This is a genomic window from Streptomyces sp. 8K308 (genome assembly GCF_004348315.1).
GTDB lineage: Bacteria > Actinomycetota > Actinomycetes > Streptomycetales > Streptomycetaceae > Streptomyces.
Window position 1 is genome coordinate 1 of record NZ_SMKC01000182.1, and the last position, 13,792, is coordinate 13,792.

Consider the following 13,792-nt stretch of genomic DNA (forward strand, 5'->3'; position numbering starts at 1 on the left):
GCAGACCCCGAGCGACCCGCCCACCTCCGAGGAGCCGTCGCCGACGACGGACCCGGAGACGGCCATGGCCGAGGCGGTGCTGACCCTGGTCAACGAGGAGCGCGCCAACGTCGGCTGCCAGCCGCTCACGCTGGACACCGGACTCTCCCGACTGGCCGCCGACTTCAGCCGGGACATGGCGGAGCGCGGCTTCTTCGACCACACCGACCCGGACGGCCTGACCCCGTGGGACCGGGCGCTCACCAGCGGGATAGCGAACCTGGGCGGCGAGAACATAGCGCGCGGCCAGCAGGACGCGCAGGCCGTGATGGACGCCTGGATGGCCAGCGACGGGCACCGCGAGAACATCCTCAACTGCGAGTTCACCACACTCGGCGTCGGCGTCCACCTGGGCGACGGCGGCCCCTGGTGGACCCAGGACTTCGGCTACTGACCAGTTGCCGGTCGGCCGCTCACCGGCGGCCGACCGGTGAGCTACCTGGGCGGCCGCTGGCAGCGCGGGCAGTGGTAGCTGGAGCGGTTCATCCACGGCGTGCGGCGCACCGGCGTCCCGCAGCGGCGGCACGGCTCACTCTCGCGGCCGTAGACGTCGAGCGAGCGGTCGAAGTAGCCGGACTCGCCGTTGACGTTGACGTAGAGGCTGTCGAAGCTGGTGCCGCCGGCGGCCAGCGCCGCGCGCATCACGTCCCTGACGTGACCGACCAGCGCTGCCGTGCGCGGCCGGGTGAGCGAGGCGGTCGGCCGGTCGAAGTGCAGCCCGGCCCGCCACAGCGACTCGTCCGCGTAGATGTTGCCGACGCCGCTGATCAGCGACTGGTCGAGCAGGGCGCGCTTGACGGTGGTCCTGCGGCGGCGCAGCGCCGCGTGGAACGCGTCCTCGTCGAACTCGGGGTCGAGCGGGTCGCGCGCGATGTGCCCGATGACGTCGGGCAGTCCGTCTGCGCCGAGCGGGTGCAGCGAGAGGCCGCCGAAGGTGCGCTGGTCGACGAAGCGCAGCTCGCCGCCGCCGGCGTCGGCGAAGGTGATCCGCACCCTGAGATGCTTCTCGTCCGGCATCCGGCCGGTCTTGACGAGCAGCTGACCGCTCATCCCCAGGTGGGCGAGGAGCGCGAGTTCGGACCCGAGCGGCAGCCACAGGTACTTGCCGCGCCGGCGCACGCCGGAGACGGACGCGCCGCGCAGCCGGTCGGCGAAGTCGACGGGCCCGGCCAGGTGCCGGCGCACGGCGCGCGGGTGCAGCACGTCCGCGCTGACGACCGTGCGGCCTCCGACCCAGCGCTCGAGGCCGCGCCTGACGACCTCGACCTCGGGCAGCTCAGGCACCGGCGCCGCCCTCGTCGCCCTGGCCCGCCTGGTCGTCGGCCGCGCGCCGCGCGTCGACGGCGGTACGGATCGCGCGCCAAGCCGTCTCGGCGGCCTGCTGTTCGGCTTCCTTCTTGCTGCGGCCTGTGCCGGTGCCGTAGGTCTCGCCACCGACACGGGCAGCAGCGGTGAAGGTCTTCTCGTGGTCGGGGCCCGTCTCGCTGATCACGTACTCGGGAACGCCGAGGCTCTCGGCCGCGCTCAGCTCCTGGAGGCTGGTCTTCCAGTCGAGGCCGGCCCCCAGGTTGGACGAGCGCTCGATCACCGGGTCGAAGAGCCGGTGGACCAGCTCGTCGGCCGCCGCGAGCCCCTGGTCGAGGTAGACGGCGCCGATCACGGCCTCCAGGGTGTCGGCGAGGATCGACGCCTTGTCCCGACCGCCGGTCCCCTCCTCGCCCCGGCCGAGCCGAACGAAGGCGCCCAGGTCGAGCCCGCGGGCCACCTCGGCGAGCGCCCTGGCCTGCACGACGGCCGCCCGCAACTTGGCGAGCTGGCCCTCCGCGAGGTCGGGGTGCTTGCGGTAGAGGGTGTCGGTGACGACCAGGCCGAGCACCGAGTCCCCGAGGAACTCGAGACGCTCGTTGGTCGGCAGGCCACCGTTCTCGTAGGCGAAGCTGCGGTGGGTGAGCGCACGCACCAGAAGGGCGGGCTCAAGCTGGTAGCCGAGCCGCCCTTCCAGAATCGCGAGGGACGAGGCTGTGTCCTCCGACGCCTGGGGTTGCGACCTCCTGGCGTGTGACATGAAGCCTGTCACCCGCCGATCAGACCTCGAGGACCTGACGACGGTTGTACGTGCCGCAGTTGGAGCACGCGGTGTGCTGCAGCCTCGGCTCCTGGCAGCGCTCGCAACGCACCAGGTTCGGGGCAGCGGCCTTCCACTGCGACCGGCGGTGGCGCGTGTTGCTGCGCGACATCTTCCGCTTCGGAACAGCCACGGCTACTTCTCCTGTGAATCGTCCCCGCTGGCGCGGGGTGCCTTCTCTTGTTTGCCGTCGGATTCGTCCGGCCGCGTCGTGCCGGCGAACTCGCGCAGCGCCGCCCAACGGATGTCGACGGCTTCGTCGTGCTGGTGGTCCGGGTCCTCCGCGAGCGGCGCCCCACAGTCGGGGCACAGACCCGGGCAGTCCTCCCGGCACACCGGCTGCAGCGGCAGTGCGAGCACCACCGCGTCCCGCAGCACGGGCTCAAGGTCGAACAGGTCGCCCTGAAGGTACAGCGTCTCCTCGTCCCGCTCCTCGTCGGCCGGCTCGGCCGAACGGCCGTGGCCTTCCAGGTCCGGGTACGAGTACATCTCCTGGAAGTCCGCCTCGACCTCGCGGGCCAGCGGCTCCAGACACCTTACGCACTCCCCCGCCAGCGGCGCACGGACGGTGCCGGTGACCAGCACGCCCTCCATGACCGACTCCATGCGCAGCTCCACGTCGAGCCTGGCTCCCGTCGGCACGCCGATGACCTCGACGCCGAGGTCGCCGGGGGCCTCGACGGACCGGGAGAGCCGCTTGAGCGCACCCGGACGCCGCCCCAGCTCGCGTGTGTCGAACACGAGGGGGGCTCGGTGATCAAGCGGGGCGTTCAGGGCTTTCTGCTTTCTCGCGATGGCGGTGGCTGCGGGAGCCGCGAGCCGCGGCTCCTCGTCGAGTCGTCGAGGACCGGGCGGACAGCGGTGATCGACCAGGATGCCGCAGCCGAACAGTCAGCATACTTCACGGGCCGGCGGGCACCCAATCGGAGCCCACCGGAGGGCGGGCCGGCCCCGGCCTCACAGCTGGCCCTGCTGATAGCGGCGCAGCTGCTCGGCGTCGATCATCCCGGTGTCGAAGAGGCTGCTCTCGTCGAGACGGCCGGACGGCTGGTAGTCGTACGACGGCGGCTGCGCGGGAGCGGGCGGCAGTGCCGGCTGGCCGCCGTAGGACGCCTGGGGGTAGCCGCCGGCGTCCTGGGCTCCGTAGCCGCCCTGGGCCGCGTAGGCGTCCTGGCCGTAGCCGTAGCCCTCGTGGGGCGCCTGGTCCGGCTGCGCGTAGCGGGCCTGCTGGCCGTAGCCGCCGGCGGACGCGGTGGGCGCCAGGGCGGCGTAGGGATCAGCGGCGTGGGACTGGTAGCCGGCGCCGGCCGCCGCCGGCTGCTCGGGCTGCGGCACCCCGAGGTAGTCGTAGATGCCCTGCTCCTGGTCCTGCTCGTAGTAGGCGTCCGGGCGCCGGGCGCCGCCCTCGGCCGCGTCCCTGGCCTCCTGGGCGGCGACGTGCTCGGCCAGCTCGTCGATGGGGCGGTGCCCGGTGAGCTTCTGCCGGCCCCGGCCGACGGCCTCCAACGTCTTGCGCAGCACGGCCTCGATCGAGCCGAACTGGGCCTCCACATACGCCTCGGCGTTAGCAAGCAGCTCGGCAGGATCGCCGCGCTCGCCGCCGAGCAGCTTCTCCCGGCCGCGGTCCACCGAGCCGATCGTCTTGCCGAGCACCACCTCGAAGTTGGCCAGCTTGCTGTCCACGTAGTCGTCGGCCTCGGCCTTGACCTCCGCGGCCTCGCGGCGCGCCTCGGCCAGGATCCCGGCGGCCTCGCTCCTGGCCTGCTGGACGATCTCGGTGTTCTCCACCAGCGTGCCGCGCTCGGCGTGCGCGGCCTCGACGATCCGCCGGGCCTCCTCCTGCGCCTGGGCCACGACCTGCTCCCGGTCGCCGAGCACCTCCTGGGCCTGGGCCAGGGAGCCGGGCAGCGCCGCGCGCACTTCCTCGAGCCGCTCGAGCAGCTCGGACCGGTTGATGACGCAGGACGCCGACATGGGCATGCTCTTGGCGCTCTGGACCGCCGCGACGATCTCGTCGAGTTTCTGCTGTACGTCCACGAGGCGACTGTACGGCCAACCGGGCGCCCTCGGGGGGCGTTCACGCCGCGGGAGGGTCGTCAGCTACGGGCCAGCTTCTCGCGCAGGGCGCGCAGCACCGGCTCGGGGACGAGGTGGGAGACGTCGCCACCCCAGGTGGCGACCTCCTTGACCAGGCTTGAGGAGAGGAAGCTGTAGATGGGGTTGGTGGGGATGAACATGGTCTCGACACCCGAGAGGCCGTTGTTCATCTGGGCCATCTGCAGCTCGTAGTCGAAGTCGCTGACGGCCCGCAGGCCCTTGACGATGGCGGGGATGTCGCGCTGCTTGCAGTAGTCCACGAGCAGGCCGTGGAAGGACTCGACCACCACGTTGCCGTAGCTCTCGGTGCACTCCTGGATCAGCGAGATCCGCTCCTCGACGGTGAAGAGCCCCTGCTTGGACTTGTTGATCATCACGGCGACGTGTACGACGTCGTAGAGCTTCGAGGCGCGGGCCACGATGTCGAGATGGCCATTGGTGATGGGGTCGAACGACCCCGGACAGACTGCGCGGCGCAACGGTCTCTCCTCGCTCTCCCGGTCCGTCACGACCGGTCCCTGACGTGGTGATCGGCGATCCGGCCATACCAGAGCGTTCCCTCGCCGTAGCGGCGCGAACGCAGCTCCTGGAATCCGGCCGGCCAGCGGAAGGGGCCCCCGCGGGTGCTCCGCTCCACGGTGACGATCGCGTCGGCGGCGAGCCAGCCGTTCCCTGCGAGTGTGAGAAGGATCTCGCGGAGATCGTCGTCGGTGACCGCGTAGGGCGGGTCGAGGAAGGCCAGGTCGTAGGGCGGGCCCGGGGCCGGCGTGGCGGCCAGCTGCTCGGCGCGCGCGGTGCGCGGCTCGGCGCCCGGCAGGCCGAGGGCCCTGATGTTCTCCCGGATGGTCCTGGCGGCCCGCGCGTCCTGCTCGACCAGCAGGGCGTGTGCGGCGCCCCGGGAGAGCGCCTCGAGCCCGACGGCCCCCGAGCCGCCGTACAGGTCGAGCACCCGGGCCCCGTCCAGCGGCCCCCACAGGGCCGACCAGGTGGAGAAAAGCCCCTCCCGCGCCCGGTCCGAGGTGGGCCGGGTACCGCCGCCCGGCGGGACGGCGAGCCGCCGCCCGCCGGCGCTGCCGGCGATCACGCGCGTCATGTGCGTCCTTCGCGAGAGCTCGATCCGTGGGCCGTCCCCACCACGCTATACGGGACGCCGGTCCGCGGGGCGCCCAGGCCCCGCGGACCACGCTTCGCTAGAACGCCTCCCAGCGGCGGGCGGCCAGGCCGGCGGTGATCTCGTCCGGGTAGACCTCGCAGACCAGCCGGCGGTCGGGCGTGCGGTCGTGCTCCAGTTCGTAGAGGCAGATCTCGGTGTCGTCGGCCATCAGGAACGCGTGCTCGTAGAGCGCGCACCACCGCCGGTCGTCGGGCCGCGGGTAGAGCTCGGGCAGCCGCTCGATGTCGTAGCCGCGGGCGGCGGCCAGCAGTTCGACGACCTCGGGCCCCGGGCGGTCGTGGTTGGCCGCGCGGCGCAGCAGCCGCCTGGCGTGGTCCCCCGGCTCCGCGCCGGGGTAGGCGCGCTCACCGGGGATGCGGACGCCGAGCGCGGCGGGTCTGGCGGCCCCGAACCCGGCCCCGAGCCAGGCACCGTCCATGAACATCCGCTCGAGCTCCGCGACGGACGGGACCTGCCGCTCCGGCAGCGCCTCTGGCCGATCGGTCATGCGGAATCCTCCCGGTGTGCCTGTCCTGAACCCGCCCCTCGGCGCACTCACCGTAGTGCCTCGACTGCGGTCCGGGTGACCGTTTTACCGAAACCCGAACGGCGGCGCCAGGGGCGGAAATGCGGATACTTCTATGACGATCGGGACGAGCGGGAGGATCCCGCTCCGCTCAACTCTCCCGCGGCTCCCCCGCCGTGCCGACCAGCGCCGGCGAGACGTACCTCGACCAGGAGAGGCAGCCGTCCGGCGGGCAGTACTCCGGGCGGCGCGGGTCGTGGCCCAACTCCCTGAGCTTGGTGCGCACCGAGTCCGGGGTGCGGCCGAACCTGGCGGCGACGCGGGCTATCGTCTCGCCGGCGTGGAAGCGGCGGGTCAGGTCCTCCTCGTGCTGCGGGACCCAGGGGGCGCCGTGGCCGGGGAAGAGCTCGCGCAGGATGTCCCGGTCGGGGATGGGCTCGGCGACGTCGGCGGCCAGGGCGAGCGCCCGCAGCCCGCGGTTGAGAGCGATGCGCAGGGTGGGCACGTCGGCAAGCGGCATGGTGAGCGCGCCGGACGCCAGCGGCGCGCCCGAGGCGCCCTCGCGCCAGCCGGTCAGGGTCAGGGTCACGGTGACGTCGTCGTCGCTGGCCAGCTCGACGCGGAAGATCTTGTCGCCGAGCGGCAGTTCGTTGATGTGCCGGAATGCCATGCGAGCAACCCCCAGGGGTCCTGACGACGCGGCGGCCTGGTCGAGACCGCGCGCCGTGCCTTCGACTGACCGCATCCTCGCAGGCGGCCCTGACAACTGATGGAACGTCAGTCAACGCCCCCGAAGGGCGCGTACTCGTCAGCCCTTCTCGAGGAACTCCTCGCGCTCCGCGTCGACCAGCGAGCCGAGGGCGGCGCGCAGCTCGGGCGAGCCCTCGAGCTCGGGGTCGGCGGCGACCAGCGCGGTGGCCTCCCCCCGCGCCTCCTCGATCAGCTCCTCGTCGTCGATGACCGCCAGCATCCGCAGGCTGCTGCGCCCGCCGGACTGCGCCTCGCCCAGCACGTCCCCCTCGCGACGCTGTTCGAGGTCGATCCTGGAGAGCTCGAAACCGTCGGTGGTGGCGGCCACGGCGGCCAGCCTCGACCGGGCGGCGCTGCCCTCGGGCGCCTCGCTGACCAGCAGGCACAGGCCGGGCGCCGAACCCCGGCCGACCCGGCCACGCAACTGGTGGAGCTGCGAGACCCCGAACCGGTCCGCGTCCATGATCACCATCACGGTGGCGTTGGGCACGTTCACCCCGACCTCGATCACGGTGGTGGCCACCAGCACGTCCACCTCGCCGGCCGCGAAGCGCCGCATCACCTCGTCCTTCGCCTCGGGCGCGAGGCGGCCGTGCAGCACGGCGAGGCGCAGCCCGGCGAGCGGGCCGCCGGACAGCTGCTCCGCCACGTCGAGCACGGCAAGCGGCGGGCGCCGCTCCTCGCCGTCCTGCCCCCGCTCCGCGGCGGCCCTCTCCTCCGCCCCCTCCTCGCCGATGCGCGGGCACACCACATACGCCTGGTGGCCGGCTGACACCTCCTCGGTGACCCGCTGCCAGGCGCGGTCCAGGAAGTGCGGCTTGTCGCGGGCCGGCACCAGGTGGCTGGCGATCGGCGAGCGCCCCTCGGGCAGTTGGTCGAGGACCGAGGTCTCCAGGTCGCCGAAGACGGTCATGGCGACGGTGCGCGGGATCGGCGTGGCGGTCATCACCAGGAGGTGCGGCGGGCGCTCGCCCTTGCCGCGCAGCGCGTCACGCTGCTCGACGCCGAACCTGTGCTGCTCGTCCACCACGACCAGGCCGAGGTCGTGGAAGCGCACCACGTCCTCGATCAGGGCATGGGTGCCGATGACGACGCCCGCCTCGCCGGTGGCGGCCTGGAGCAGGGCGCGCCGCCTGGCCTGGGCGCCCATCGAGCCGGTGAGCAGCGCGACCCTGGTGCCCTGCTCCGCGCCGCCCAGCATGCCGCCCTCAGCCAGCTCGCCCAGCATCTCGGTGATCGAGCGGTGGTGCTGCTGGGCCAGCACCTCGGTGGGCGCGAGCAGCGCCGACTGGCCGCCCGAGTCGGCGACCGCCAGCATGGCGCGCAGCGCCACCAGCGTCTTGCCGCTGCCGACCTCGCCCTGGAGCAGCCGGTGCATGGGGTGCTCGACGGCGAGGTCGGCGAAGATCTCGTCGCTGACCTGGCGCTGGCCCTCGGTGAGGGTGAACGGCAGCCGGGCGTCGAAGGCCTCGAGCAGGCCGCCGGGGGCCGGCTTCCTGGGCACGGCCGGCTGCTGGGCCGCGGCGCGCCGCCGGCGGGCCAGGGCGACCTGGAGCACGAACGCCTCGTCCCACTTCAGGCGGGAGCGCGCCTCGGCGATGTCCGGCCTGCCGCGCGGGCGGTGCACCTTCTCGAATGCCTCGGGCAGCGGAAGCAGTCCGCGCCTCCCGCGCAGCGCCGCCGGCAGCGGGTCGGCGAGGCCGGCCCAGTCGGTGGCCTGGAGCGAGTCGAGCACCACGGCGACCGACTTGGCGATGCGCCAGGACTCCAGCTGCTTGCAGGCCGGATAGATGGGCAGCGGCCGGCCGGCGAACTCGGCGACCGCCTCCTCGCCCGCCTCCTCGTCCAGCAGTTCGTAGGCGGGGTGGGAGAGCTGGAGGGTGCGGTTGAACCGGGACACCTTGCCGGCGAACATGCCGCGCCGGCCGGGCAGCAGCACCTTCTCGTGGTGGCGCACCGCGCGGTGGCCGAAGAACACCAGCTGCAACCGGCCCCGGCCGTCCGTGAGGGTCACCTCGAGGCGCAGCCCGCGGCCGCGGTTGAACGACAGGGAGCGGGCGTCGGCGATCTCGGCGACGACGGTGACGTGCTCGTCGAGCGGCAGGTCGGCGAGCCCGGTCAGCTCGCCGCGCTCGGCGTACCGCCTGGGGTAGTGGTGCAGCAGATCGCCGACCGTGTGCAGGTCGAGGTGGGCGGCCATCACCTTGGCGGTGGTGCCACCGACGACCTTTCCCAGGGGTTGGGCCAGGGGTTCTCGCGGGGTGGTCACACCGCCATTGCACACCATGGCGGTGACAGTCGGCCGCGGTGGGCGCGAGTCGTCTGGTGCGCGCCGGCTACTCGACGCCGATCAGCAGCGGCGCGCTCTGGCCGCCGGCGCAGACGACGGTGTCCACGCCCAGGTGGCCACGGCGCACCTGTTCGGTGAGCCGGTCGGCGAGACCCGCCGGGGCCGTGGCGCCGAGCACCAGGGTGACCAGCTCGCCGCCGCCGGCCAGCATGCGCTCCAGCACGTCGCCCGCGACCTCGGCCGGGTCGTGGCCGATCAGGACGACGTCGCCGTCGACGAGCCCGAGGACGTCCCCGGCCTGGCAGACCCCGGCCATGGTCCACGACTGGCGCTCGGCGACGTCCACCTCGCCGAAACGGGTGGCGCGGGCCGCCGCCGTCATGGCGACCACGTCCTCGTCGAAGCGGCGCTCGGGGGCGTGCACGGCAAGCGCCGCGAGCCCCTGCACCGGGGAGCGGGTCGGCACGACGGCGGCCCGGACGCCACCGACCCTGGCCTGTTCGGCGGCGGCCGCCGCGGCGTGCCACAGCTCGTCGTCGTTGGGCAGGAGCACCACCTCGGCGGCGCCCGCCGCGTGGACGGCGGCGGTCAGCTCGCCGGCGCCCGGCGCCTCACCGGGGCGCGCGGTCAGAGTGGCCGCGCCGGCCTCCGCGCACAGGCCGGCGAGCCCCTCGCCCGGCAGCACGGCGACCACCGCGCGGCCGGCGGCGCGTGGCGGGCGCTGCGGGGTCGTGGCCTCGACGGCGAGCGCCGTGATCCTGATCCGGTGCGGCCGGCCCGCCTCGATGCCGGCCTCCACCGCGGCGCCTGGCTCCGCCGTGTGCAGGTGGACGTGCCAGAGGCCGTCCCCGCCGCCTATCACCAGCGAGTCGCCGAGCGCGTCGAGTCGGCCGCGCAGCGCCGCGGTGGCCTCGTCGCCGGCCTCGAGCAGGTAGATGACCTCGTAGGAGTCGCGGGTGGCCACCGGGCACTCGGCGCCGGCGGCGCCAGGCACCGCACCCGGGCCGCCGGCGCGGCCGAGGCGTTCGCGGAGCGAGGCGTCGGGGGCACGGCCCGAGAGCGCGGCGTCCAGCGCGTCGAGGACGGCGACCAGGCCGCTGCCGCCGGCGTCCACCACGCCCGCAGCGGCGAGCACCGGCAGCTGACCCGGCGTGGCGGCGAGCGCCCGCCGGGCACCGACGCAGGCCGCCGCCACCACCTCGGCGGCGCTGTCGCCCGGCGCGCGCTCGGCGGCCTCCGCCGCGGCCGTGGCGACGGTGAGCATGGTGCCCTCGACGGGCCGGGCGACCGCCTCGTAGGCGCCGGCCGCGGCCCGGCGCAGCGCGCGCCGCACGGCGTCGGCGTCGGCGCCGCCGTGCTCCTGGCCGCCCTCGACCCCGCTCTCGGTGCCGGCCCCGGTGCCGGCCCCGGTGCCGGCCTCTGCCAGCACTTCGGCCATGCCGCGCAGCAGTTGGGCCAGGATGGTCCCCGAGTTGCCGCGGGCGCCGATCAGCGCCCCGTGCGCCATGCCGCGCACCGCCTCGGCCAGGGTGGGGCGGCCGGTGGCCGCGGCCGCCACGGCCTGGGCCGCGGACTCCAGGGTGAGGTAGAGGTTGGTGCCGGTGTCGCCGTCCGCCACCGGGTAGACGTTGATGGCGTCGATCTCCTCGCGGGCGCCGCCCACGGCGTCCAGCGCGATCCGGCACCAGCGCCGCACCGCGTCGGCGTCGAGGTCCTGTCCTGGCGTTCTTCGAGGAGCGGCCCTTGGCTCCCCCATGCCTGGCGGCCTGGGAGGTGCCCCCGGACGCGGTGCATCGCCAGGCGCCGGATCGCGGCTCATACGTGCCCGTATTCGTGCGATCCGGTAACGCAGCGAGGTGCCGTGGCTGGCGTCGTGGGCCCGAAGAAGAGGGCCTGGACAGGGCCTGGCGGCTGCGGCACGGGGGTCCTCCTGGAGAGCGGGTCCTGCGTGGCCGGCGGGCGGCCGGTGGCAGCTTATGTCAGGGCGCCGCGCGCGGGGTCGGCGCGGTCGCGGCGTGGATCAGCCGGCTGGTCCTGCCAGCGCGTGCCCGTGGTGGACGGGGCCGATTCCCGCGCCGAGCGGGAAGCCGGCCCGGATGGCGCCGGTCACGTACTCCTTGGCCGCGGCCACCGCCTCCGGCACCTCGTCGCCGACAGCCAGCCTGGCGGCGATCGCAGAGGCGTAGGTGCAGCCGGTGCCGTGGGTGTGGCGGTTGTCGAGGCGGGGCGCGCGCAGCCAGTGCTCGGTGGCCCCGTCGGTCAGCAGGTCGGTGGCGTCGCCCGGCAGGTGGCCGCCCTTGATGAGCGCCCAGCGCGGCCCGTGGGCGAGCACGGCCTCGGCGGCCCGCCGCAGGTCGTCCTCGCCCGCCACCGTGACGCCGGTGAGCTGGGCGACCTCGGCAAGGTTGGGGGTGGCGACGGTGGCGGCCGGGAGCAGCCTGGTGCGCACCGCCTCCAGCGCGTCGGTGGCGAGCAGCGGGTCGCCGTGCTTCGAGACGCCGACCGGGTCGACGACGACGGGCACGCCCAGGGGGCCGAGCAGCGCGGCCACCGTCTCCACCAGTTCGGCGGTGGCGAGCATCCCGGTCTTGACCGCGGCCACGCCGATGTCGTCCACCACCGCCCTGAACTGCGCGCGGACCGCGTCCGCCGGCAGCTCCCAGACGCCCTGCACGCCGAGGGAGTTCTGCGCGGTCACGGCGGTGAGCACGCTCATTCCGTGGGTGCCGAGCGCCAGCATGGTCTTGAGGTCCGCCTGGATGCCGGCGCCGCCGCCCGAGTCCGAGCCGGCGATGGTCAGCACGCGCGGCGGCGTGCCCTGGGGTATGGCCATGGCTCGACGGTACTCAGCCGTCCGCCGCCGGCCCGCGCTACCCCGCGAAGTGATCCCAGCCGCCGGCCTTGTCCCAGGCCGCGCCGTCCACCGTCACCCGCGGCAGGCCGCGCCCGCGCGCCGGCAGCACCTCGCCGATCGGCCGCCAGCGCGCCGGGAGCTTGGTCTCGGGCGGGAAGGCCGCGACGATGGCGTGGTCCTCGCCGCCGGTGAGCACCCAGTGCAGCGGGTCGACGCCGACCGCCTGCCCGATGTCCGACATCTGCGCCGGGATGTCGAGCGCGGCCGAGCGGATGTCGATCCGCACCTTGCTGGCCTGCGCGATGTGGTCGAGGTCCGCGATCAGCCCGTCGCTGACGTCCGTCATGGCGGTGGCGCCGAGCGCGGCGCCGGCGGGACCGGCCGGGTAGGGCGGCTCAGGGCGGCGATGCGCCTCCACGAAGGCGCGCGGGGAGCGGAAGCCGCGCGAGAGCACGGCGTGCCCGGCGGCCGACCAGCCGAGCCAGCCCGTGACGGCGATCAGGTCACCCGGCCGCGCGCCACCGCGGGTGACCGGCTCGCGCCCGCCGAGGTCGCCGAGCGCGGTGATGGAGACCATGATCGTCTCGCCGCGCACCACGTCGCCGCCGGCCACCCCGGCGGCGGCCACCCGGCACTCGTCGCTGATGCCGTCCATCAGTTCCAGGGCCCAGGTGACGGGGAGTTCGGCGGGCACCACGAGACCGAGCAGCAGGGCGGTCGGCACGGCGCCCATGGCGGCGATGTCGGCGAGGTTCTGGGCGGCGGCCTTGCGACCGACGTCGTAGGCGGTGGACCAGTCGCGACGGAAGTGCCGGCCCTCGAGCAGCATGTCGGTGCTGGCGACCACCCGCCGGTCGGGCGCGGCGACCACCGCGGCGTCGTCCCCCGGACCAAGTCGCACGGCGGGCGCGTCACCGATCCGGGAGGTGAGCTCCCGGATCAGCCCGAACTCCCCGAGCTCCCCCACAGTCCCCTTCACTCAGCTCTCCTCATGCTCATCTCGCCGGCCCACGGGTCAACCTGCCGTGATCAGCACTCGCCGCAATCTCCCAGTGCCGGTCACGACGCGCTACGGTAGCGCCCCCGTTCCTCGTAGCCGCCGTGGAGGACCCGTGGTGCAGGCGTACATCCTGATCCAGACCGAGGTGGGCAAGGCGTCCACCGTGGCCGACGTCATCTCCAAGATTCCCGGGGTGCTCCAGGCCGAGGACGTCACCGGCCCCTACGACGTGATCGTGCGGGCCGAGGCCGACACCGTGGACGAGCTGGGTCGGCTCGTGGTCGCCAAGGTGCAGCGGGTGGCGGGTATCACACGGACCCTGACCTGTCCGGTCGTGCACCTGTGAGTCCTCGTATGCTCGGCGGGTGGCCTTCGCGATACGCCGCGGCCTACTGGCCGCCACCGTGCTCCTGTTCGCCGGCGCGTGCGACGCGTCCGCCGGCGGCGCCGAGGTGACGGCACCCTCACCGACGGGCGAGGCGCGCCAGGCGTGCGAGGCGCTCGCCGACGAACTCCCGGACGAGGTCGACGGGCAGGAGCGGGGCACGGCGAGCGTCGACTCGCCCTTCGTGGCGGTCTGGGGCGACCCGGCGATCGTGCTGCGCTGCGGGGTCGCGCGGCCGGCGGCGCTGACGCCGGGCACCGAGAGCTACGACCCGATCGGCGCTGACGTGCTGGGCGTGAACGACGTCTTCTGGCTGCCGGAGGAGCGGTCGGACGGCGTGCGCTTCACGACGGTCGAGCGGGCGTTCTTCGTCGAGATGACGGTCCCCGACGACTACGCGCCCGAGGTCAACCCGCTGCTTGACGTGGCGGCGCCGATCATCGACCACATCCCCCCGGACGCACTCAACTCGCCGCCCGACGCGGACCACGACGACCACGGCTGACGCGGCTTCGGGGCGTGGGCGCCAGGCGGTCGGTGCCCCGGCGCTCCGCGCGGGGATCTCCCCCACCC

At 74.2% G+C, this 13,792-nt stretch carries 16 protein-coding genes; 3 read left to right on the plus strand and 13 right to left on the minus strand.

Annotation, left to right across the window (positions count from 1 at the left end):
- The coding region (locus E1265_RS22700) for a CAP domain-containing protein (protein WP_132932783.1) at positions 1-433 on the plus strand (433 nt) is incomplete at its 5' end.
- Between the two features lie 41 nt (positions 434-474).
- On the opposite strand, the gene mutM is transcribed toward E1265_RS22700, so the two are convergent.
- The 13 genes from mutM to E1265_RS22765 form a co-directional block, all read right to left on the minus strand.
- Positions 475-1,323: a bifunctional DNA-formamidopyrimidine glycosylase/DNA-(apurinic or apyrimidinic site) lyase gene (mutM, locus tag E1265_RS22705; protein ID WP_132932785.1), complete on the minus strand. Its 849-nt coding sequence runs from the start codon at positions 1,321-1,323 to the stop codon at positions 475-477.
- Entirely contained in the window at positions 1,316-2,104 is a 789-nt protein-coding gene (rnc, locus tag E1265_RS22710; protein WP_132932787.1) for a ribonuclease III, read from the minus strand. The genes mutM and rnc overlap by 8 nt, the downstream gene beginning before the upstream one ends.
- Before the next feature lie 19 nt (positions 2,105-2,123).
- The gene (gene rpmF, locus E1265_RS22715; RefSeq protein ID WP_120683031.1) at positions 2,124-2,297 is read right to left on the minus strand and encodes a 50S ribosomal protein L32; all 174 of its coding nucleotides are present in this window, start codon (positions 2,295-2,297) and stop codon (positions 2,124-2,126) included.
- A 2-nt stretch (positions 2,298-2,299) separates the two neighbouring features.
- Positions 2,300-2,905 (minus strand): DUF177 domain-containing protein, encoded by a 606-nt coding sequence (locus E1265_RS22720; RefSeq protein WP_132932789.1) that lies wholly within the window; start codon positions 2,903-2,905, stop codon positions 2,300-2,302.
- A gap of 216 nt (positions 2,906-3,121) precedes the next feature.
- Positions 3,122-4,201, minus strand: a complete 1,080-nt coding sequence (locus tag E1265_RS22725) for an ATP synthase F0 subunit B (protein ID WP_132932790.1) — start codon at positions 4,199-4,201, stop codon at positions 3,122-3,124.
- Positions 4,202-4,260: 59 nt separating this feature from the next.
- Positions 4,261-4,740 (minus strand): pantetheine-phosphate adenylyltransferase, encoded by a 480-nt coding sequence (coaD, locus tag E1265_RS22730; RefSeq protein ID WP_132932808.1) that lies wholly within the window; start codon positions 4,738-4,740, stop codon positions 4,261-4,263.
- Positions 4,741-4,766: 26 nt separating this feature from the next.
- Positions 4,767-5,354, minus strand: coding sequence for a 16S rRNA (guanine(966)-N(2))-methyltransferase RsmD (gene rsmD, locus E1265_RS22735; RefSeq protein ID WP_132932792.1), 588 nt, complete (start codon positions 5,352-5,354; stop codon positions 4,767-4,769).
- 97 nt (positions 5,355-5,451) lie between these two features.
- Positions 5,452-5,922 (minus strand): DUF6227 family protein, encoded by a 471-nt coding sequence (locus E1265_RS22740; protein ID WP_132932794.1) that lies wholly within the window; start codon positions 5,920-5,922, stop codon positions 5,452-5,454.
- Positions 5,923-6,091: 169 nt separating this feature from the next.
- Positions 6,092-6,610, minus strand: coding sequence for a hypothetical protein (locus tag E1265_RS22745; protein WP_132932796.1), 519 nt, complete (start codon positions 6,608-6,610; stop codon positions 6,092-6,094).
- A 138-nt stretch (positions 6,611-6,748) separates the two neighbouring features.
- A complete protein-coding gene (recG, locus tag E1265_RS22750; RefSeq protein WP_279571453.1) occupies positions 6,749-8,959 on the minus strand; it encodes an ATP-dependent DNA helicase RecG in 2,211 nt (736 codons plus the stop codon).
- Positions 8,960-9,026: 67 nt separating this feature from the next.
- Positions 9,027-10,736 (minus strand): DAK2 domain-containing protein, encoded by a 1,710-nt coding sequence (locus E1265_RS22755; protein ID WP_132932800.1) that lies wholly within the window; start codon positions 10,734-10,736, stop codon positions 9,027-9,029.
- 264 nt (positions 10,737-11,000) lie between these two features.
- Positions 11,001-11,813, minus strand: coding sequence for a bifunctional hydroxymethylpyrimidine kinase/phosphomethylpyrimidine kinase (gene thiD, locus E1265_RS22760; protein ID WP_132932802.1), 813 nt, complete (start codon positions 11,811-11,813; stop codon positions 11,001-11,003).
- A 37-nt stretch (positions 11,814-11,850) separates the two neighbouring features.
- A complete protein-coding gene (locus E1265_RS22765; RefSeq protein ID WP_132932804.1) occupies positions 11,851-12,813 on the minus strand; it encodes a thiamine-phosphate kinase in 963 nt (320 codons plus the stop codon).
- A 133-nt stretch (positions 12,814-12,946) separates the two neighbouring features.
- Between E1265_RS22765 and E1265_RS22770 the strand changes: the two genes are divergently transcribed.
- Positions 12,947-13,180, plus strand: coding sequence for an Lrp/AsnC ligand binding domain-containing protein (locus E1265_RS22770; RefSeq protein ID WP_132932806.1), 234 nt, complete (start codon positions 12,947-12,949; stop codon positions 13,178-13,180).
- Between the two features lie 19 nt (positions 13,181-13,199).
- Positions 13,200-13,724, plus strand: a complete 525-nt coding sequence (locus tag E1265_RS22775) for a DUF3515 domain-containing protein (protein ID WP_243741023.1) — start codon at positions 13,200-13,202, stop codon at positions 13,722-13,724.
- The last annotated feature ends 68 nt before the right edge of the window (positions 13,725-13,792 follow it).